Source organism: Cyclobacteriaceae bacterium, assembly GCA_025808415.1.
In the GTDB taxonomy this organism is placed as follows: domain Bacteria; phylum Bacteroidota; class Bacteroidia; order Cytophagales; family Cyclobacteriaceae; genus UBA2336.
The window spans coordinates 377,155-396,719 of sequence record CP075525.1; the positions used below are offsets into that span (position 1 = coordinate 377,155).

The 19,565-nt window shown below is 44.3% G+C and carries 20 protein-coding genes and 2 tRNA genes; 13 read left to right on the forward strand and 9 right to left on the reverse strand.

Annotated features, from left to right (window positions below; translation table 11 throughout):
* Nucleotides 1-21 precede the first annotated feature (21 nt).
* Nucleotides 22-744, reverse strand: a complete 723-nt coding sequence (locus KIT51_01680) for a response regulator transcription factor (GenBank protein ID UYN87017.1) — start codon at nucleotides 742-744, stop codon at nucleotides 22-24.
* The gene (locus tag KIT51_01685; protein UYN87018.1) at nucleotides 741-1,784 is read right to left on the reverse strand and encodes a histidine kinase; all 1,044 of its coding nucleotides are present in this window, start codon (nucleotides 1,782-1,784) and stop codon (nucleotides 741-743) included. The genes KIT51_01680 and KIT51_01685 overlap by 4 nt, the downstream gene beginning before the upstream one ends.
* 135 nt (nucleotides 1,785-1,919) lie before the next feature.
* Between KIT51_01685 and KIT51_01690 the strand changes: the two genes are divergently transcribed.
* From KIT51_01690 to KIT51_01700, 3 genes are read left to right on the forward strand one after another with little or no spacing between them, the layout of a single operon-like run.
* Complete coding sequence (locus KIT51_01690; protein ID UYN87019.1) at nucleotides 1,920-2,531, forward strand: intradiol ring-cleavage dioxygenase; 612 nt, start codon at nucleotides 1,920-1,922, stop codon at nucleotides 2,529-2,531.
* Between the two features lie 20 nt (nucleotides 2,532-2,551).
* A complete protein-coding gene (locus KIT51_01695; GenBank protein UYN87020.1) occupies nucleotides 2,552-3,145 on the forward strand; it encodes a YceI family protein in 594 nt (197 codons plus the stop codon).
* Between the two features lies 1 nt (nucleotide 3,146).
* Nucleotides 3,147-3,995: a hypothetical protein gene (locus tag KIT51_01700; GenBank protein ID UYN87021.1), complete on the forward strand. Its 849-nt coding sequence runs from the start codon at nucleotides 3,147-3,149 to the stop codon at nucleotides 3,993-3,995.
* Here KIT51_01700 and KIT51_01705 read toward each other — a convergent pair.
* The 4 genes from KIT51_01705 to KIT51_01720 form a co-directional block, all read right to left on the reverse strand.
* Nucleotides 3,985-5,211, reverse strand: a complete 1,227-nt coding sequence (locus KIT51_01705) for a DEAD/DEAH box helicase (protein ID UYN87022.1) — start codon at nucleotides 5,209-5,211, stop codon at nucleotides 3,985-3,987. The two genes, KIT51_01700 and KIT51_01705, sit on opposite strands and share 11 nt — an antisense overlap.
* A 75-nt stretch (nucleotides 5,212-5,286) precedes the next feature.
* A complete protein-coding gene (locus KIT51_01710) occupies nucleotides 5,287-5,484 on the reverse strand; it encodes a cold shock domain-containing protein (protein UYN87023.1) in 198 nt (65 codons plus the stop codon).
* 143 nt (nucleotides 5,485-5,627) lie between these two features.
* Nucleotides 5,628-6,398 (reverse strand): acyl-CoA desaturase, encoded by a 771-nt coding sequence (locus KIT51_01715; GenBank protein UYN87024.1) that lies wholly within the window; start codon nucleotides 6,396-6,398, stop codon nucleotides 5,628-5,630.
* A gap of 151 nt (nucleotides 6,399-6,549) precedes the next feature.
* Nucleotides 6,550-7,185 carry a sigma-70 family RNA polymerase sigma factor gene (locus tag KIT51_01720; GenBank protein UYN87025.1) on the reverse strand — a complete coding sequence of 212 codons (636 nt, stop codon included), beginning with the start codon at nucleotides 7,183-7,185 and terminating at the stop codon, nucleotides 6,550-6,552.
* A 166-nt stretch (nucleotides 7,186-7,351) separates the two neighbouring features.
* Between KIT51_01720 and KIT51_01725 the strand changes: the two genes are divergently transcribed.
* The 5 genes from KIT51_01725 (at nucleotide 7,352) to KIT51_01745 (ending at nucleotide 10,200) form a co-directional block, all read left to right on the forward strand.
* A complete protein-coding gene (locus KIT51_01725; GenBank protein UYN87026.1) occupies nucleotides 7,352-8,290 on the forward strand; it encodes an acyl-CoA desaturase in 939 nt (312 codons plus the stop codon).
* A gap of 184 nt (nucleotides 8,291-8,474) precedes the next feature.
* Nucleotides 8,475-8,547 (forward strand) — tRNA-Gly (locus tag KIT51_01730).
* 119 nt (nucleotides 8,548-8,666) lie between these two features.
* Nucleotides 8,667-8,752, forward strand: a tRNA-Leu gene (locus KIT51_01735).
* A 76-nt stretch (nucleotides 8,753-8,828) separates the two neighbouring features.
* Nucleotides 8,829-9,752 (forward strand): SRPBCC family protein, encoded by a 924-nt coding sequence (locus KIT51_01740; GenBank protein UYN87027.1) that lies wholly within the window; start codon nucleotides 8,829-8,831, stop codon nucleotides 9,750-9,752.
* Nucleotides 9,753-9,780: 28 nt separating this feature from the next.
* Entirely contained in the window at nucleotides 9,781-10,200 is a 420-nt protein-coding gene (locus KIT51_01745) for a hypothetical protein (protein UYN87028.1), read from the forward strand.
* A gap of 13 nt (nucleotides 10,201-10,213) precedes the next feature.
* Here KIT51_01745 and KIT51_01750 read toward each other — a convergent pair whose 3' ends face one another.
* Together KIT51_01750 and KIT51_01755 are read right to left on the reverse strand one after the other, a co-directional pair.
* On the reverse strand, nucleotides 10,214-10,561 hold the full coding sequence (locus KIT51_01750) for a phage holin family protein (GenBank protein UYN87029.1): 348 nt from the start codon (nucleotides 10,559-10,561) through the stop codon (nucleotides 10,214-10,216).
* Nucleotides 10,562-10,729: 168 nt separating this feature from the next.
* A complete protein-coding gene (locus KIT51_01755) occupies nucleotides 10,730-11,014 on the reverse strand; it encodes a hypothetical protein (GenBank protein UYN87030.1) in 285 nt (94 codons plus the stop codon).
* A 175-nt stretch (nucleotides 11,015-11,189) separates the two neighbouring features.
* On the opposite strand from KIT51_01755, the gene KIT51_01760 reads away from it, so the two are divergent.
* Entirely contained in the window at nucleotides 11,190-12,560 is a 1,371-nt protein-coding gene (locus tag KIT51_01760) for a GIY-YIG nuclease family protein (GenBank protein ID UYN87031.1), read from the forward strand.
* Between the two features lie 22 nt (nucleotides 12,561-12,582).
* Here KIT51_01760 and KIT51_01765 read toward each other — a convergent pair whose 3' ends face one another.
* Nucleotides 12,583-13,284 carry a metallophosphoesterase gene (locus tag KIT51_01765; protein UYN87032.1) on the reverse strand — a complete coding sequence of 234 codons (702 nt, stop codon included), beginning with the start codon at nucleotides 13,282-13,284 and terminating at the stop codon, nucleotides 12,583-12,585.
* 15 nt (nucleotides 13,285-13,299) lie between these two features.
* Here KIT51_01765 and KIT51_01770 point away from each other — a divergent pair, with 15 nt between their 5' ends.
* From KIT51_01770 to KIT51_01785, 4 genes are all read left to right on the forward strand, one after another.
* Nucleotides 13,300-13,557: a hypothetical protein gene (locus KIT51_01770; GenBank protein ID UYN87033.1), complete on the forward strand. Its 258-nt coding sequence runs from the start codon at nucleotides 13,300-13,302 to the stop codon at nucleotides 13,555-13,557.
* A 135-nt stretch (nucleotides 13,558-13,692) separates the two neighbouring features.
* Nucleotides 13,693-14,649, forward strand: coding sequence for a MoxR family ATPase (locus KIT51_01775; protein UYN88466.1), 957 nt, complete (start codon nucleotides 13,693-13,695; stop codon nucleotides 14,647-14,649).
* Nucleotides 14,650-14,849: 200 nt separating this feature from the next.
* Nucleotides 14,850-17,648 (forward strand): TonB-dependent receptor, encoded by a 2,799-nt coding sequence (locus tag KIT51_01780; GenBank protein ID UYN87034.1) that lies wholly within the window; start codon nucleotides 14,850-14,852, stop codon nucleotides 17,646-17,648.
* 171 nt (nucleotides 17,649-17,819) lie between these two features.
* On the forward strand, nucleotides 17,820-19,487 hold the full coding sequence (locus KIT51_01785) for a hypothetical protein (GenBank protein ID UYN87035.1): 1,668 nt from the start codon (nucleotides 17,820-17,822) through the stop codon (nucleotides 19,485-19,487).
* Nucleotides 19,488-19,565: the final 78 nt, after the last annotated feature.

A 19,565-nucleotide genomic window follows, 5' to 3' on the forward strand; every position in this document is an offset into this window, starting at 1 on the left:
AACAGAAGGATAGCTCTGATCCTAGTTTCTCCTAAAAAGTTTGTTCCCCATGATTTTCTTCAGCACCTCATCTTTCAATGTCCGGCTGATGGGAATGCGGGCGGTACCCACCAGGATTTCGCTGCCATCAACGGCATTGATTTTTTCCAACGAAACAATAAACGATTTATGGACTTTGAGAAACCGGTCTTTCGGTAACTGCTCCTCCAGGCCGGATAGTGTAATGTAGGTAATCAGTTTCTTACTGGCTGTATAAATGATGCAGTAGTTTTGCATGGCCTCGGCATACAGCACGTCAGTGTAGTTTATTTTTTCGTATTTATGATCAACCTTAATAAAAAAGTAATCCGGTGCAGCGGAAGGTTTCTGAACCAGTAAATGGTAGTCGTAGGCTTTTTGAACAGCTTTCAGAAACCGGTCGAAGGAAATGGGCTTAACAAGGTAGTCCATTACATCAAGCGCATAACTTTCAAGCGCGTAATCCGGGTAGGCCGTGGTGAAAATTACCAGCGGTGGGTGTTGCAGGGTTTTCAGAAATTCAATGCCCGAAAGTTTCGGCATGTGAATGTCGAGCAGAATTAAATCAATATTTCCTTCCCGCAGGAAGGTACCGGCCTTCAATGCATCTTCGCAAGAGCCGGCCCACTGAAGAAAATCAATGTCTTTTACATACTCTTCCAGCCCTTTGCGGGCCAGCGGCTCATCGTCAACAATCAGGCAATTCAGTTTTACAGTGCTGCTCATGCGGCCGGGGTTATTGTTTCCTGCAGGTTTAATTCAAGCTTAACCTCAAATTGTTCGGGTGTTTTATTGATCAGCAGGGTATACCGACCCGGGTACAGCAATTCAAGTCTTCGCTTAACGTTTCGTAGCCCGATTCCACTATCTTCGGTTGGTGCCTTTTTGTCATCGATTGTGTTGGTAATGTTCAGGTAAAAGGAATTGTCTTTTTTATCCAAGTCAATATCAATTGTATTCGGCTTGTCGGTAAAGTGCGACACGTGCTTGAAGGCATTTTCAACAAACGGAATCAGTAGCAAAGGGGCAATAGTAAAATTTTTCACGTCAGGTGAGTAGCGGAAGGCGATTTGATGGTTATCACCTTTGCGTAGCCGTTGCAAGTCGATGTAATTTTTCAGGTAGCTGATTTCTTTTTCGATCGGGATATCGGCCCCGTTGCATTCGTACAACTGGTAGCGCAGCATATCGGAGAAGGCCGCAAGCGTTTCGCGGGCTTCTTTGTTTTGTTTGTCGATCAGAAAATAAATGGTGTTGATCGAGTTGAAAAGGAAATGCGGGTTGATTTGGGCCTTGAGGTACTCCAGTTCGGTATTCAACTTTTCCAGTTCAATTTTCCGCAACAGCGTTTGCTGCAGGTACCATTGTTTGCTCAGGTATAGCGTTACGGCAAATGTGAGGTAGAAAATCACTATAGAAAGATTGTATAACGTATTATAAAAAAATTGCAATTGCCCGGGGTTGTTCAACACCACGCCATACAGGTAAACGTCATGGGCATTTTTTCCAGCCACATAGCCTGCCAGGGTCAGCACCATCAACCCCAGGTTAACCATCAAATTTTTCTTCCTGGTAAACCGCGGCACGATAACGATCAGAGTAAAATAAATAGCCATTGCCAGTAACCCGTTGCGGATGAGTAGCTCCAGCATGAAGTGAACCGGGCCTGCTTCATGCAGCACATTCAGCCGGGTGTATCCGTGAAAGAAAATCGTAAGCGACCAGAAAATAAGGTGGTCAATTTTGTACCGGAAGAATCGCTCCATAGTTGAAAATTACATCTTTCAATGTGTCTGACCTAAGCCGGTTTTTGCATTTCGTCAAGAAAACCCTACCGATCGTCATAACCGGTTGCCCGGGCTACCATCAGCTTCGTTAATTCGGTTAAAAAACTACCGGGTATGATTCAAAAACCTGTACTGGTTACTGCCATTTGTTTAAGCTTTTTAACTGCCTGTACGCAAACAAAAACTCAACGCGAAGAAGCGCTGGGTGGTCCGTGCGAAGATTGTGAGTTGCTGTTTGAAGGGATGCCGAAACGGTTGTCATGGCGTACGACTATTTCAAGACCGGATGAGCCTGGCGAACCGCTTATTATCAGTGGAACGATTTATAAAAAAGATGGAAAAACTCCGGCACCGGGCGTAATTCTATATATCTATCAAACCGATAACCGGGGGCTTTATTCGCCCGCACCCAATCAAACCGTGGCCAAAGCACACGGGCATTTACGCGGCTGGATGAAAACCGATGAACAGGGGCGGTATAAATTTGAAACGATACGCCCTGGCCCTTATCCGGACCGGAACGATCCGCAGCACATCCACCCGATTATTTATGAACCGGGTAAGGGATATTACTGGGTTGATGATTATTTGTTTGATGATGATCCGCTGCTCACCGGCCACCACCGTACACGACAACCTGAACGCGGGGGCCCCGGAATCATGAAACTGGATAAAGGCCCGGATGGTGTATGGATCGGTACACGCGATATTGTTTTAAGTTTTTAGAAGATTAATCCGTAAAGCATATGAACTCAACACACAGCAGTAGCGCATGGCTTGCAACCTTTCTGGCAACAGTTTTGACGAACGCCCTGGCGCAAACACTGCCGATTTCAACGAAAGAGTCAAAAATTATCTGGACGGGCACCAAGCTAACCGGTTATCATCAGGGTGTGGTTAACATTAAAGAGGGCAATGTGGTGATGAAGGAAAACCGCCTGGCCGGAGGTTATGTAGTGGTTGATATGAATACCATTGTCTGTACGGACATTCCCGCATCTGATCCCATACCTAAACGGAAACTGGAGGACCACCTGAAGGAAGCCGATTTTTTTAATGTTGCGAAGTTTCCTGTTGCACGTTTTGAAATAACAGAAGTCAGGCCGCATCCCTTTAGCCCGGCCCGGTATCTGGTATCCGGAAAGCTCACTATCAAACAGACAACACGACTGGTTACAGCAGCAGTCACGCCCACCATTCAATCGGACAAGCAGTTTATTGGTGAGGCAGACCTTCGCTTCGACCGGCAGCTATTTGGTGTTTCGTACAAAGGAATTAAGGACGAACTGGTTCACGATGAGGTGCAGCTACGCATTTTGATAAAGGCAAAAAGCAGTTAAAATGAAATTAAATTTTCTGATTTCTCTATTGTTGATTTCGGGCTCTGCATGGGCACATCCGGGGGTGGGCATTGTAATGGACAGCAAGGGAAATGTGTTTTATACCGACCTGAAACAGGTGTGGAGGATTGATGTGCATGGAAAAAAATCGGTAGCAGTTCGAAACGTGCATACACACGAACTGTACCTGGATGAAGCCGATAACCTGTATGGCGAGCATTTGTGGTACAATGGCGAGCGGCTCGATACATGGGGGCACTATGTATGGAAATATTCTGCGGACGGGAGATTTGAAAAGATCATTTCTGACACGGAAGGATTTTTGACTAACTACAGTTTTGTGCGTGACCATCAGGGTAACATGTACTGGGCGCATCGTGATGGGTCTTGTCAGAAGTTGGCAAGGAAAGACATTGATGGAAGAATTAGTACACAGGGCGATCAATGCCTAAAGGACATTCAATGGATGACCTCAACCCCTACCGGCTCAGTTTACCTGGTCGATTCGTATGATTTGAAGAAAATTGACCAGCATGGACACGTGGAGACATTAGCCACACAATTGCAGGAACGAAGCTTTACTCAATTTTTTGTAAACGATCCGCACCAGTTGATGGGATTGACTACTGACAAAAATGCGAATGTGTATGTGGCCGTGTATGGTGCACGCAAAGTGAAAAAAATAACACCGGGGGGAAACGTGTTTACGGTTGCCGAAACAGGGATGACATGGTCGCCTACCGGGGTGTTAAGCGCACCCGATGGTGATTTGTGGATCCTGGAGTGCTCACCGGCCAATGCAGTGCGGGTGGAGCGGATAACCAAAGACGGCCAAAGAATTATCTATTAGTATGGGGCCGGAAGCGTTTTCTGCGGGAACCTCGTCCGTTATTTCTGAATTTTTCTTTTCGCTTTGCCTGTGGAGTGTATGCAGGACCTTCACCTAATTCTTCAGGCAACGTCATTTTGGGTATGGGGTAGCCAATCAGGTTTTCAATGCTCTTAAACCTGCGTTGATCAATTTCATTTACAAAGGTGACGGCTGTGCCGGTGGTTTCAGCACGTGCCGTGCGGCCGATGCGGTGCACGTAATCTTCCGGGTCGGGCGGAACATCCCAGTTGATTACCATACTGATGCCTTCTACATCAATTCCGCGCGAGAGTACATCCGTGCCAATCAGGAAGTTTATTTGTTTGTTCTTAAATGCCCGAAGTATTTCTTCGCGCTCGACTTGCTCCAGGTCGGAATGGAAGGCCTTTGCAGCAACACCAGCCTTTCGAAAAGCCGAATCCAATTTCTTCACGGTTTCCTTCCGTGAAGCAAAAAGAATGATGCTGTTCCAGGTATACGTTTTAAGAATATGCTCCAGCAATTTTTCTTTTTGACTATCGTAAACAACATAAGCTTGCTGGTCGATGCCTGCCGCAGGTTTGGCAATAGCAATATTTATTTCATGCGGATCGCGCAAAATTTTACCTGCCAAGGCACGGATTTTTGGTGGCATGGTTGCCGAAAACAATAGGGTCTGCCTTTCTTTGGGAAGATAGTTTACAATCTTAATGATGTCATCGTAAAAGCCCATGTCAAGCATACGGTCGGCTTCATCCAAAATCAAATGCTTGAGGTGATCGAACACGGTTGTTCCCGCGGCCAGTAAAGCGATTAACCTACCGGGAGTAGCGACAACAATATCGGCCCCTTGCTCAAGGGCACGTTTTTGTTGGTCCCAGGTGGCGCCATCGCCACCACCATAAATAGGTATGGAACTAATGCCGGTAAAATACGCAAAGCCTTCTATTTGTTGATCGATTTGTTGGGCAAGCTCGCGGGTAGGGGCAATAATCAAAGTATTGAGATGCCGGTGGTCGGTATGTATCATTTTGTTGATTACCGGCAAAATGTATGCGGCTGTTTTACCGGTACCGGTTTGTGCGCAAGCAATCACATCGTTGTTTTGAAGGATAACCGGAATGGCCTGTTGTTGTATGGGGGTGGGCTTCTCGTAGCCCATGGAATCAAGCCCTTCGTTGAGCTTCTGATCGAAATTAAAATCCTGGAAAGTCATGGAGTGAAAGGGTACAAAAATAAAAAAACAAAGCCAGACGCTGGGGCCTGGCTTTGCATGTGCGAATGTGGAAAATTAATTATTGACCAACCGTACATTTACGGCATTCAATCCTTTTCTTCCTTGCTGAACCTCAAAAGTGATCTCATCGTTTTCACGGATCTGGTCTACCAGACCGGATACGTGTACGAAATACTCCTGATTGGTTGCTGTTTCTTTTACAAAACCGAATCCTTTGGTTTCGTTAAAGAACTTTACTGTTCCTTCTTTCATTGTGTTTGTTAATTGTTTTGGTTAACGGGTTTTGGCCCTTTAACCGGTGTTAAAAATTTATTAAGCCGTAAAGGTAGTGATAATTAACCTGTAGTCCTACTTCATACACGAAAGCACCGTGGTAGGATTATTAAAAAGAGCCTTTAAGCTGCCTTTTGAACGTTAATCAGGTTAATTTCCTTTGTCTTATTTATTTTGATAACCCCCATTTTATCAAGCAGTTTAATCACCAGGTAGGTGGGGTCAATCTCGTGCCAGCGAATACCGCCAAAGTTTGCGCGTGATCCGTGTTTGTGGTGGTTGTTATGGTAGCTTTCGCCCATCATTAAAAAATCAACCGGGAGAAAATTTTTGGAGGTGTCGCCAACTTCAAAATTGCGGTAACCATATTTGTGCGCAAACCAGTTGATAATGGCACCATGTATGGGGCTCATCAGGAACTGTAAAGGCAACAATAACCACAACCACCATTCGGTGGCAAATTGCCAATAAACCAGGGTGTAAAGTGCACCCCACAAGATGCGTGACGGCCATGAGCGCGCAAATTTATCAAATGCTTCCCACTGCGGAACGCCATCAGTAAAGCGCTTGTCAACCACCATTTTCCTGTTTGCAATGGCCGAATAAATGGTTTTGGTTTTCCACATCATGTTCCAAATGGTTTCGTCATACTTGGGTGAGTGTGGATCGTTTTCCGTATCGGCAAAGGCGTGGTGCATGCGGTGCATTACACCATACCCGTAGGCACTTAAATAGTTGGAGCCTTGAAATATCCAGGTGAGGACAAAAAATACTTTTTCGGTGAATTTGTTCATCGTAAACGCCTTATGGGCAGCATAACGATGAAGAAAGAAGGTTTGAAAAAACAGCGATAAATACCAATGCGCTACAAAAAAGGAAAGAATGATAGTCATGAACAGGTTAGGTTTTACGTAAAACAATACCATCGGAAATAACCCCGGGGGATTATGTCGATTTACTGTAAGACAAACCCGTTTCGGTTTTGTGACAGGATTTGAAAGGAAAGTTTATTTTTTCCCTAAAAAATGATTGTCATGGCGGGCCTTACGAAGCATGACCGGTGTTCTCTGGATTTTCAGGTTGAAACCAGATGTCGCGTTTTAATGATTCAATAAGCTCGTCCGTATCGCCCTGGCAGGCTTTTTTAAAACTTTCCAATAATGAAGAAGTGGAGGGAAGATCGAAATGGATTTTAGCTTTCTCCTCTTCTAATTTCTTTTTTGCCCGGCTTAACAATTGCCGAAGGTGGTCCTTTTTCTTATCCAATGTTTTGTGTAATGTGTCATAATCCACATCAAAAACCTCCTTCAGTAAAAATACGGCACGCTCAAGGGGTTCAAGCCGGGTGTGCAATACTTTCATAGCCCCTGTCAGGTAAGTGTCCAGGTCGATGTGGGCAAAATTTGATTCCTTGATTTTGACGATAAACTCAGGCAAATGAATGGAATCAAGATATTCTTCCTTTTTACGTTTCAGTGCATTCAGGTGATTTAAGCAGTTATTTGTTACTGCTTTTATAAGGTAGGCCTTCAGGTTTTGGATTTTCTCCTGCTCGGCATTCAACCATTTCAAAAAAGTTTCCTGCACAATATCTTCTGCATCCTGCTTGCAACGCACAAGGTTGTATGCGATAGCATAGAGCATGGGCTGATAGAGTGCTATGGTTTGTGTTGCATTCATAAAGTGCCAAAGATACAGCAATTAATTGTCGATTTTAGGATCATTTTACCATACAACCGTTAGCGCCACCAAGGAAGACAAGACCTATTATGAGGAGAAAACCGTACCTTTGAACGATGAAATTGAGCTTGACGCTTTCGCGTAAAGCTTGTTTTATAAAGATCGCATGTCAGCAACAACAATAACACCTGAGGTTCGCAGAAAGCCCATTCTTAAACAAGAGATTGCTTTTGCGCTTGTTCACCTTATTCCAATAGCTGCAATCTGGACGGGCACTACATTTTTTGATTGGATGGTATGTGTTTTTCTTTACGTGTTCCGCATGTTCTGGATTACCGGAGGGTACCACCGGTATTTTGCTCATAAATCCTACAAAACTTCGCGGTGGTTTCAGTTTGTTATTGCTTTTATGGCGCAGACATCGGCACAAAAGGGAGCGTTGTGGTGGGCTGCGCATCACCGTCATCACCATCGCCATAGCGATACACCTGCCGACCCGCATTCCATGAAAATTTATGGATTTTGGTATTCACACATCGGTTGGATTGTAGGGCCGGACTTTAAGGAAACCGACTATAAAGTTATCGGTGATTACGCCAAGTATCCGGAACTGGTATGGTTGAACAAGCATTACCTGGTTCCCCCGGTATTTCTGGCTGTGGTTGTAACTGCACTTGGTGGAATCGTGAACGGAGGCAGCATTACCCTTATGTTTACCGCGTTCGGTTTTTCAACCTTACTGATCGGGTTCTTTCTCAGTACGGTCATTCTCTATCACGGAACCTTTTCCATAAATTCCATCATGCACAAGTTTGGCCGGCAGCGCTACAAAACCAATGACGAATCACGCAACAGCGTGTGGCTGGCCTTGCTTACGTTGGGCGAAGGTTGGCATAACAACCACCACTATTATGAAACAGCCTCGCGGCAGGGCTTTTTTTGGTGGGAGATTGATATTACGTGGTATATTTTAAAAGCCCTATCGTGGACTGGCCTGATTTGGGATTTAAAAGGTGTTCCGAAGCACATCAAATACTCCAAAGACAAGGAACATGCACGGCAATTAAAGCTTGAAATGGAAGGTGATTTGCGAAAAACCGGCTAAGATTTCAGGCGTGTTGGAATTTTAAATCCAGCTATTAAATTTGCAGTCCCTTTTGGGAACAAGCGGGAGTCCAGACGTTGCAAAGCAAGTCTGGATGCAGACAAGGCGGAGCCTTCGTCTGCATTAGCTCAGTTAAATGAGCCCCAATTTGATAGAAAGGCTCTCTTAGAAAAAGAGAAAACAAGCGGGAGTAGCTCAGTTGGTAGAGCACGACCTTGCCAAGGTCGGGGTCGCGAGTTCGAGTCTCGTTTCCCGCTCAAAATCGTTAATCGTTGTCGGTTAATGGTTATTCGGAACCTAAAAAGTGTGGCGGATCCCACACTTTTTTAGTTAAAGGCCGAGCAACGAATAACCAGTAACGAACAACGAAATGTCTGCCCGGGTGGTGGAATTGGTAGACACGCAGGACTTAAAATCCTGTGGCTAGTAATAGCTGTGCGGGTTCAACTCCCGCCCCGGGTACTCCTAATTTTTGCAGGTCAATTCCTGATTTGGCGAATCAACATTTCTTACCTTCGGTTCCCTTAACCCCACCACAATGCCCGCCATACACGTTTCCAAATCCATTACCATTCAGGCTTCAGCCGAAAAAATTTTTAAGATCCTCAGCGATTTTAACCATTGGCCGGCCTGGTCACCTTGGCTGATCACAGAACCAGAAGCCAAGGTGAAAATACAACCCGATGGAAAGTTTTACAGTTGGGAAGGCAACCGCACCGGAAGTGGGGAGATGAAGGTGGTTTCAGAAACGTCACCTAAACGATTGGATCTTCTTGTTACTTTTTTAAAGCCTTGGAAGTCCAGTTCACCGGTTTGGTTTGAACTCAACAGCAATGAGGTGGCTACAGAAGTAACCTGGCACATGGACAGCAAACTTCCCTTTTTCATGTTCTGGATGAAAAAGATGATGATGGCTTACATCGGTATGGATTATTCCAGAGGATTGATGATGCTGAAGGATTATGTAGAAAACGGAAAAGTCCATTCTTCGCTTAACTTCAAGGGCATTCATGAATATACAGGCTGTAACTATGTTGGCGTAATAACATCTTGCACAATGGAAACACTGGACAAACAGATGGAAAAAGATTTTGCAAAACTTTTTTCCTGGTCTGAAAGTCACTCCATTCCATTAGCTGGTAGTCCGCTCACCATTTATCATCAATGGGATATCGTAAACAATAAAGTAAGATATACGGCAGCACTACCATTACAGAAAATACCCACCAGCTTGCCTGTTGGTTTTAATGCCGGAAACATTCCTTCCCTTAAAGTATATACGATTGAGCACACGGGCGCCTATAAATTCTTGGGCAACGCGTATACCACACACTATTCCATGCAACGTGCAAAGGAGTATAGGTATAAAAAGGGAGTTGATCCGTTTGAAACCTATGTGAATTTACCAGGCGAAGTTTCCGACCATAACCTGATCACAGAGGTTCATTTTCCGGTGAAGTAAATTCTTAAAGGACAAAATCAAAGTCAGTATGAATCCAATCCTCAGAAACATAATTGCTGTTGTTGCAGGAATTGTAACAGGCAGTCTTGTAAATATGGGAATTATCACGATCAGCGGATCCATCATTCCACCACCTGACGGAGCAGATGTTACCACCATGGAGGGGTTGAAGGAATCGCTCCATCTGTTTGAGCCCAGGCATTTTATATTTCCATTTCTGGCTCATGCACTGGGTACGCTTGTGGGTGCATTTGTTGCTGCTAAAATCGCGATCACGTATCGCATAACCTTTGCGATAGTAATAGGCTGTGTGTTTTTAGTGGGCGGCATTACCAATGTGCTTATGCTTCCATCGCCACTATGGTTTACCATCCTGGATTTGGGCGGTGCCTATTTTCCGATGGGTTACCTGGGTGGAAAATTAGCCATCGGAAAAAAGACCAATTAATGCTCAATACATTTTATCGCGCGCGGTCTTTAATAAGATCATTGAACAAACTGTTGAACAGCGACAAGATTAAACTGAAGGCCAGCGCCCACCAGAATCCATCTACGTAAAAGTTATCGATCAGCCAATCCACCAGAAGAATCATCAATGCATTGATGACCAACAGAAATAATCCAAACGTTACAAATGTGATGGGAATGGTGAGCACAACCAGCACAGGCTTAATCAGCGCATTAACAACAGAGAGTACCAGCGCCACCAATAAAGCATAGCCATAATGTTCAACATGAACACCCGGCAGGAGGTAGGCCGTAAGCAATACAGCCAGGCCGCTAAGTAAAAAACGAATAACACCGTTCATATCGGTAGATTTTCAAGGTCGTCTTGATCTTTCTTACGGTTTGTTGATGCTTTGTTTTTTTTCAGATTGGCGAGATCAAGGTAGGACACTAAGGTACCATCTATTGTAGTAATCTCCCGCTTTTCAAAACACTCGCTAAACGGTACTCCGCTGACCGAGGTCATAACATCAATTCGAAGCGGAGGATAGCCAAACTGTACAACAGTATTTTCCCTCATAAAATCTTTCTGCCGACAAATCGCTGAGCAACCCAAAACCAAATGCTGTAATACAACTCATCAGATTAGCGGCATTTTCATGAGAAGGCTCTACCCGGATATCAAGGACGCCCGTAAACCTTACATAACCATGTAGGCCAACAGCGTAGGCGCCAACAACAATGTACCGAACGTTATTTTTGTTCAATAATTCGATAAACTCTTTGAAATCCTTGCTTAAATGGATCTTCTCCATAATAGCGTTTTCTAAGTGATTCAATGCCGGCAACTCTGATAGCCGGAGGTTGGGAGAGCCAATACGTATAGTCTTTCGGCTCTTCGCCCAGCCGGAATTTCCGGACTACCTTTCTATTCATATTGAATTCTACCATCATCTTCGAAAGATAATGAAAATGATATTACTTTGAGACATGTACGCCATTGTTGATATTGAGACGACCGGGGGCTACGCGGATAACCACCGCATTACCGAAATTGCCATCTACCACCATAATGGTATTGAAATCATCGATCATTTTTACACACTCGTAAACCCCGGAAGGAGAATACCTTACTACATCACAGGGCTTACCGGTATAACAACAGAAATGGTTGCTACAGCCCCACCGTTTGAAGAAGTGGCTGAGTCGATTTTACGCTTACTTGAAGACCGGATCTTTGTTGCCCACAATGCCCATTTCGATTATTCTTTTTTAAAGAAGGAATTTGAACTGGCAGGCATAAGCTGGCAATCGAAAAAATTATGCACGGTTAGGCTAAGTCGTAAAATTATTCCGGGGTTACGTTCCTATAGTCTGGGTAGCCTGGCCGAAAGTTTAGGTGTGGGGATCAAAAACCGGCATCGGGCCGGAGGGGATGCTGAAGCTACTGCAAAAATTTTTTCAAAGTTGCTTAACCGCGATAAGGATGGGTACATTTTGCGCGCATTAAAACGCAATTCGGGCGAAACTATACTGCCGCCCAACTTACCTAAAGACGAATTTGACAAACTGCCGCCCAAGCCGGGCGTGTATTACTTTTTGAATGAACGTGGCCACGTGATTTATGTGGGCAAAGCCAACAATATAAAAAAGAGAATTGCCGGACACTTTACCGGTGATGCACGCGAATGGAACCGTTCAAAAATCAGGAATGAAATTCACCACATCACCTATGAACTTACAGGTAACGAGTTGATTGCCCTTATCCTGGAGTCGCAGGAAATACGGAGGTTATGGCCTAAGTATAACATGGCACAGAAGTATAGAATTGAAGAGTGGGGTATTTACGATTATGAAGACCGTGCAGGCTACCACCGGTTTAACGTGAACATGGTGAAACGCGGTTCAAAGCCGCTAATCAAATTCAGTTCGAAAGGCGATGCCTGGAATTTTTTGTGGGAAAAGGTGCGCGAGTTTGATTTGTGCCCCAAGCTTAGTGGGTTGCAGGTTTCAAAAGGGTTATGCTTTCAATACCAGATTGGGGATTGCAAAGGGGCCTGTATGGGTATTGAAAACGTGAAGAAGTATAATAAGCGTGTGTATAACGCAATGAAGTCGTTTAATGGGATGGGCGAGTCGGTAGCTATTATTGGCAAGGGCCGAAAAGCGCATGAACAGTCGCTGGTATTGGTTGAACAAGGGAAATACCTGGGATTCGGCTTTATTGATCGCGAGGTTTCTTTACACGATATGGAGGGTGCGAAATCTTTTGTTCGCAAAGGCCTGGAAACGGCTACAGTACAAAACCTTATCAATTCATACTTACAAAACCCACGCGGATTTGAGGTCGTTTGGTTTTGACAACCCAGGGTTGATGTCTTGGTTATCGTCTTCTCCCCTGTACACCTGGATAAAGCGAGGGTACGGGGTCGCTTCTAAAAATTTCTTTCGTGTTTATGTCCATCATGGAAAGTACACCCGACCACCCGGCCCCGGTATCCATCAGCCAAATGTCACCTGATTGAACAGGGTGCTCAAAGGGAATAGGCGTGTGGCCCAGGTAAACCTCATCATATTCTGTGTGCTTGGCATAAATGCCCTTATGATAGAAATCGAGCGCGATACGCGACAAGGCCCTATCCCACAGAAACACCTGTAACGATTGTTGATGGAGTGGTTGCAGCGGATTTATACCTGCGTGAACGAATAATTTATTGTTGAGTATAAGGTATGGTAAAGCCTGCTCAAAGAAAACCTGATATTTTTCAAGGGTTGATCCAGTGAAGGATTTTATAGTTGCTTCTCCACCTTGCTTCCACCATACCTCATCGATCAGGCCGTAGCGCATCCACTCCAGCGTCCAAAAGTCGTGGTTGCCAAAAATGTAGGTGAGGTTTTTAATGCGCATCAATTCATCGATAGCGTGTTTCGTTTCAGGCCAGCCATCGCACACATCGCCCAATGAAATCAGGTGATCTTTTTCATAATCAAAACCTGCTCGTTGCAAACATTGAACAAGCGCCCGATGCGCTCCGTGTATATCCCCTATTACAAAAGTCCTCGACATTATTTTACCTTCGTGCATTCGAACCAAGTTAGCATGACAACCCTTGAAATCATTGGGCACACCGGTGCCTTTTTAAGTTCCATTACCTTTATGCCCCAGGTTTATAAAGCCTGGCAATCAAAAAGTGTTGGCGATTTAAGCCTTACCATGATGTTGATCGTATTTTCCAGCACCATTGTGTGGCTTGTTTACGGTTTCGGCCTCAAGCTATGGCCCGTTATCATATGCAACGGTATTATTTGCATGCTTAGCCTGATGCTTATCTATTTCAAATTCACCTTTAAAAAATAAGGCTTCTGTTAAAGAATTGAGGTTGCGGCTTGTCACTTTTTTCTGCCTAAATCGTGATAATTCCGCTACTTTAGCGCGATATTTTTGAAACCAAAGGACTGTGGCATGGAAGCTGTGATTGCTGAAAAACAAGATCTGCACAAAGCAAAAGTAAGTCAGGTAATGGCTGAGGTTGGCAAGGTGGTAGTGGGCCAGGAATATATGGTTAACCGCCTGCTTATCGGCCTGTTTACCAACGGACATATTCTATTGGAAGGTGTGCCCGGATTGGCAAAAACCCTTACCGTAAGCACGCTTGCCAAAGTACTTCACCTCGATTTCCAACGCATTCAATTTACCCCTGACTTGCTTCCTGCCGATTTGGTGGGCACCATGATCTACAACCAAAAGGACGGAAAGTTTGAAGTGAAGAAAGGGCCCATTTTTGCCAACATTATACTGGCCGATGAGATCAACCGTTCACCCGCCAAAGTGCAATCCGCTTTGCTGGAAGCCATGCAGGAAAAGCAGGTAACCATTGGGGAGACTACTTTTACGCTCGACAAGCCTTTTCTGGTGTTGGCCACCCAAAACCCGGTGGATCAGGAAGGCACTTATCCTTTGCCTGAAGCCCAGGTGGATCGCTTTATGATGAAAGTTTTTGTGGATTATCCCAGTAAGGATCAGGAATTGGAAGTGATGCGCAGGATATCCAACATGCGGTTTGATTTTACGGTAAATGCATTACTCACCAAAGAAGATATATACGACATCCGTGACCAGATCAACAAAGTAAAAATTTCAGAATCGCTGGAGCGCTATATCATTGAACTGGTATTTGCCACGCGCAAGCCGCTGGAGTACAAACTCAATGAACAAGCACCTTATATTCAATTTGGTGCCTCACCCCGTGCCAGCATTAATTTAAACCTGGCCGCCAAGGCCACAGCGTATATGGAAGGGCGTGATTACGTGCTTCCGGAGGACATCAAAGAAGTGGCATTGGATGTGATGAACCACCGGATTATTTTGAATTACGAGGCCGAAGCCGATAATGTGAAAACCAGCGACATCATTAAAGCTATTTTGAACAAGGTGCCCATCAGCAAATAATCTTAGGCTTAACATTACCATAAGGATTTTTTAAACTGCATAACAGTGAAATAACAAGTGTTAGGCCTGCAATTAATCGTAATATTACGATAATTCTGGAAATCAGGCATTTACAACCCGTTTAGCCCCTTAACAATTTCGTAACAATGGCTTGCTTATGGGGTAATAGTGTAGCGCCACCTTTGCAGAAATTTTTAGTTATGCGCAATCTATACCTGGCTTTCTTTTCCTTTGTTTGTTCAGTAGCCTTTGCCCAAACAGGAACGATAAGCGGAAAAATAACAGACGCTAAAACAGGCGAAGAAATAATTGGGGCCAACGTGTCCATTCAGGGAACACAAGTAGGTGCACCCACGGATATTGAGGGTAAATTTTCCATTAGTAACGTTAAGCCCGGAACATATAACCTGGTTATCTCCTTCATTACCTACAAAACCCATGTTATTCCAGATGTTGTCGTAGAGGCAAACAAAATTTCAACTATAAATGTGGCCATGCAGGAAGAGTCGCAGGAGTTGGAAGAAGTTATTGTAACAGGAACACGTGAAATTAACAGCGACTTTGCATTACTGAAAGCCATCAAGGAAAGCAAGTTGGTTGTAACGGGTATTTCTGCCGAACAGATTTCAAAATCACAAGATCGCGATGCAGCTCAGGTAATGCGTAGGGTACCGGGTGTTACCATTCAGGAAAACCGTTTTATCGTTGTTCGTGGTTTGAGTTCACGCTACAGTAGTGTAGTACTTAACGGGGTTACAGCCCCAAGTTCAGAATCGGATAGCCGTGCATTCTCATTTGATATTTTACCCAGCGGATTGATTGACCAGATTTTAGTTTACAAAACCGGTGGTGCATGGTTGCCTGGTGATTATGCCGGTGCGGTGGTGCAGATCACCACTAAAAATGTAGTTAACGATCCGTTTATTAACGGTGCGCTTTCTATTGGTTATAGAAGAAATACAACAGGTACCACTCGTCAAAGCCAAGAACGTTCATCTACTGAATGGTTGGGATTCGATGGTGGTTCAAGAAGCCTACCCAAAAATGCCCCACCAAATTATGGTGCGTTAGGTTTTAACCCTAATCTTATTGAATTGGAAAGCAGGAAGTGGCAAAATACCTGGGGCCTTCAAGACATTAATGTTTTACCGGATGTCCGCTTTAATTTGAATTTTGGCCGCGGGTTTAAACTTGGAAGCATGCGGCTGAGTACAATTAACGGATTAACGTACAGTAACACCAACCAATACAACGATGCTTCTTTCAATCGCTATTTTAATTATGAAGAAGATTTTACCAGTGAGAACTTCTTCAATTACATGGATAACCAACTTGTAAATAGTGTTAGGGCAGGCATGTTAAGTAACTGGACCCTTACCTTGAACAGCCGCAATAAAATTGAATTCAGAAACCTGTTTAATAACATTGGTACAAACGAAACCATTATTCGTAGCGGTGATAACTTCTTCCGTCAGCAAAACTTCAGGAATTATTCGTACCGTTACATTGGAAGAACATCATATCTGGGACAGTTAGAGGGTAAGCATGAGCTAATACCTAATAGGTTAAATATTACCTGGTTGGGAGGTTATACCACCATCAACAGGAACGAACCAGACTGGAGGCGTTTGGTTACGGGCAGGTTGCAAGGCTCAGCCGAAGATGTTCCTTACGTGGTGAATGTGAATTCAAGTGTGAGCGCAGTAAACTCAGCGCGTTTCTTTCAAGATTTAAATGAAACGAGCTTAACCCACAGAGCAGATATAGAGTATTCATTAAATGCCCCATCCGGTAAAGATCCTTTCCAAATCAAAATGGGGTATTGGGTTGAACTTAAAGAGAGAAGTTTTCAAACACGTACAATTGCCCACGTGGCGCGCGATGGATTTAATCCGAACATAGCTTCATTACCTTTCGACAGGATTTTTGACCCCGTTAACGTAGCCTACAATGGTGGCCACTTTATTGATGAGCGCCAACGTCCGCAAGATTCATATACGGCAGATAACCTGCTTACCGCAGGTTATGTCAGTGCAGACATGCCTTTCTCCGATAAATTCAGGTTAATAACCGGCTTACGTGTAGAATACAATCGTCAGCAATTAAAATCAGCGCCCGGTGTTGGCCAAACATCAGTTGATAACCCCATTACCAGTTTGCTGCCATTTGTTAATGCGAGTTACAACCTTACTCCGTCAGCCCTTATTCGTTTAGCCTATAGCAAAACCTTAAATCGTCCCGAATTCCGCGAGTTGGCAGAATTCAGCTACTACGATTTTCAATATGCCATTGATATAGTTGGAAATCAGAATTTGAAAGTAGCGGATATACACAATGTGGATCTGCGTTGGGAATATTATCCCACCCCTTCAGAGTTTGTTGCTATAGGTGGTTTTGGAAAGTACTTTAAAAACCCTATTGAAACGGTAATCCGAACCGGGACTGACAACCCTGCCTTGCTTTATACAAATGCTAAAGAAGCTTATTCCGCGGGTTTGGAGGTTGAGGTTAGAAAGGCTTTGGCATACTCTTCGGCCAGCCAGTTCTTGAATCACTCATTTTTAGTGTTCAATGCTTCGTTGATTTACAACCGTATACAAGTGAGTGATTTAGCGGATGTTTTGGAACTTCAGCGCAGGCCGATGCAAGGCCAATCACCTTATATTTTGAATATGGGGTATTATTATGAAGACACTGATCGGGGATTGCAAGCTAACCTTCAGTACAATGTTTTTGGAAAACGAATAACGTTTGTTGGAAACACGCAGTTTCCTACCTGGTGGGAGATGCCCCGTCACCTGGTTGATTTAAACATTGCCAAAACAATAGGTAAGAACCTGGAGGTAAGGTTTGGTATAAGTGATCTGTTGAATGCTCGTTGGGAGTTGCGTGAAGACCCCGATTTGAACAATGATGTTTCGGATACCAACACAAACAAAGTAATTCGTGGAACACGCAATGGCCAACTCTTTACCGTGGGCTTGGGCTTTAAATTTTGATATTGACCCTTTAGAATATCCTGAGTCAGCGCCTTTAGAAAGGTCGCTGATTTTTTTACAACCTGTCAGGATCGGTTAACAGGCTTTCGTAACAATTACCTAACAATCGGGTAACCCCTGCTTTACCCCGAAGGCCTACTTTGCAGCCGATTTCAACTTAACTTATAAATCATGAAAAGAAATTCTATTCTATCGGTATTGGCGAGTGTGATGATGCTTGCCTCCCTGAATTTCATTATTACTTCATGTAGTGATGATGATTTAGGTGCTGCCCCTACGGTAAGTGTTACACCTGCAACACTGCAAGATATTCCAGGTGCATCCGTTTCGTTTGAAGCTGCAGTAACAGCGCCAAATGGAGGTCAGGCACTTGTTTTTTCCGGAGTATCCATAGCCAGTGTGGCGCTCAACGGCCAAAGCACACAGACTGTAACGGTTAACTATACCATACCTGCCAATGCAGTTATTGGTTCGACTATACTTATTGTGGTTACAGCGGTTGATAACTCAGGTTTAAATTCCCTACCAGCTACGGTTACCATCACAGTAGGCGACCCTAAGCCGGTTGTAGTGGTGCAAGGAAACATTTCGGCAACTAACAATAACTGGGTTGCTACTAACCGCTACTTATTACGGGGCAAAGTTGTTGTTCCCAATGGTGTTACACTAACCATCGCTCCCGGCACAATTATTTTCGGTGAAAAAGAGACTGAGGGAACATTAATCGTGAACAGAGGCGGTAAGCTTAACGCAGTAGGTACCGCAGCCAACCCAATTGTGTTTACTTCAAATGCTCCTAAAGGATTCCGTAACCGTGGCGATTGGGGCGGGGTTGTGCTTTTAGGTCGCGATTATAATAGCAACGGTGCAAATGCCTTAATTGAAGGTTTAGCTGGAGGTGCCGGTTCGCAAGATGGTCTTTATGGCCCTGGCGATGGAGCAGCCATTCCAAATGATGACTCAGGAAAACTAAAATATGCCCGCATTGAGTTTGCTGGTATCGACTTATCGCAGGATAATGAGCTTAACAGCCTAACGATGGGTTCTGTGGGTTCCGCTACTGAGATTGATCATATTGTAGTAAGCTTCGCAAACGATGATGCTTATGAGTGGTTCGGTGGTTCGAATGATCACAAATATTTGATCGCTTACTCTACTTTGGATGATGACTTTGATTCTGATCGTGGTTACATTGGTCGCGTACAGTATGGTGCAATTATCCGCGAAGCATCTATCGCTGATATTTCCGGATCAAGGGCATGGGAATCATCCAGTAATTCAAATAACCCTGCACCAACCATTGGTGGCGTAACCAGACAGTCAAAACCAATTTTTGCAAACGTAACGGTATGGGGCCCGCTCTTGTTCAGGCCTGCAAACCAAATTGACGGATTTTATCGTGCTGCTGTTGAGGTTAACTCGTTTAGTCAAGTTGAAATTTATAACTCAATCATTACAGGCTTCCCCACATCGGCAAATTTTGCTACGGCAGGTTCAACCGTAATCAACAACATTTTTGCTGCTAACGGTGGCGGCCAAACAGCAACCGGTGCTAATGTTCCGGCAAACTTTGCTTCCGGTAATACTTTTGAGGCTAATGTTACCACTATTTTTGGTGCCTTTCCTTCAGGTAGTGTTTATAGCTTCACCAGCTTACCCATTAACCAGGCTGCAACCAGCCCTTATATTGCAGGTGCTCCTGCTATTCCTGCAGCCAGCAACGTGGGTAATTTCTTTACCACTGAATCTTTCTACGGTGCCTGGGGAACTTCACCAGGTGCAGGTTGGAACTTCAACGCGGGTTGGATAAACCTTAACCCGAACAATGCTGATTATTAATCTTTAGTATTACAGTTCATTCAGGAGAAGCCCGGAGTTAATCCGGGCTTTTCTATTTTTGCATTTAACTTCAACATC

Coding starts and splice junctions, on each gene's coding strand:
- KIT51_01785 (UYN87035.1), top strand. CDS start 17,820: ATGAAAAGAAATTCTATTCTATCGGTATTGGCGAGTGTGATGATGCTT.
- KIT51_01770 (UYN87033.1), top strand. CDS start 13,300: ATGACAACCCTTGAAATCATTGGGCACACCGGTGCCTTTTTAAGTTCC.
- KIT51_01680 (UYN87017.1), bottom strand. CDS start 744: ATGAGCAGCACTGTAAAACTGAATTGCCTGATTGTTGACGATGAGCCG.
- KIT51_01750 (UYN87029.1), bottom strand. CDS start 10,561: ATGAACGGTGTTATTCGTTTTTTACTTAGCGGCCTGGCTGTATTGCTT.
- KIT51_01740 (UYN87027.1), top strand. CDS start 8,829: ATGCCCGCCATACACGTTTCCAAATCCATTACCATTCAGGCTTCAGCC.
- KIT51_01690 (UYN87019.1), top strand. CDS start 1,920: ATGATTCAAAAACCTGTACTGGTTACTGCCATTTGTTTAAGCTTTTTA.
- KIT51_01700 (UYN87021.1), top strand. CDS start 3,147: ATGAAATTAAATTTTCTGATTTCTCTATTGTTGATTTCGGGCTCTGCA.
- KIT51_01720 (UYN87025.1), bottom strand. CDS start 7,185: ATGAATGCAACACAAACCATAGCACTCTATCAGCCCATGCTCTATGCT.
- KIT51_01745 (UYN87028.1), top strand. CDS start 9,781: ATGAATCCAATCCTCAGAAACATAATTGCTGTTGTTGCAGGAATTGTA.
- KIT51_01760 (UYN87031.1), top strand. CDS start 11,190: ATGTACGCCATTGTTGATATTGAGACGACCGGGGGCTACGCGGATAAC.
- KIT51_01725 (UYN87026.1), top strand. CDS start 7,352: ATGTCAGCAACAACAATAACACCTGAGGTTCGCAGAAAGCCCATTCTT.
- KIT51_01765 (UYN87032.1), bottom strand. CDS start 13,284: ATGCACGAAGGTAAAATAATGTCGAGGACTTTTGTAATAGGGGATATA.
- KIT51_01685 (UYN87018.1), bottom strand. CDS start 1,784: ATGGAGCGATTCTTCCGGTACAAAATTGACCACCTTATTTTCTGGTCG.
- KIT51_01755 (UYN87030.1), bottom strand. CDS start 11,014: ATGGAGAAGATCCATTTAAGCAAGGATTTCAAAGAGTTTATCGAATTA.
- KIT51_01715 (UYN87024.1), bottom strand. CDS start 6,398: ATGACTATCATTCTTTCCTTTTTTGTAGCGCATTGGTATTTATCGCTG.
- KIT51_01710 (UYN87023.1), bottom strand. CDS start 5,484: ATGAAAGAAGGAACAGTAAAGTTCTTTAACGAAACCAAAGGATTCGGT.
- KIT51_01705 (UYN87022.1), bottom strand. CDS start 5,211: ATGACTTTCCAGGATTTTAATTTCGATCAGAAGCTCAACGAAGGGCTT.
- KIT51_01695 (UYN87020.1), top strand. CDS start 2,552: ATGAACTCAACACACAGCAGTAGCGCATGGCTTGCAACCTTTCTGGCA.
- KIT51_01780 (UYN87034.1), top strand. CDS start 14,850: ATGCGCAATCTATACCTGGCTTTCTTTTCCTTTGTTTGTTCAGTAGCC.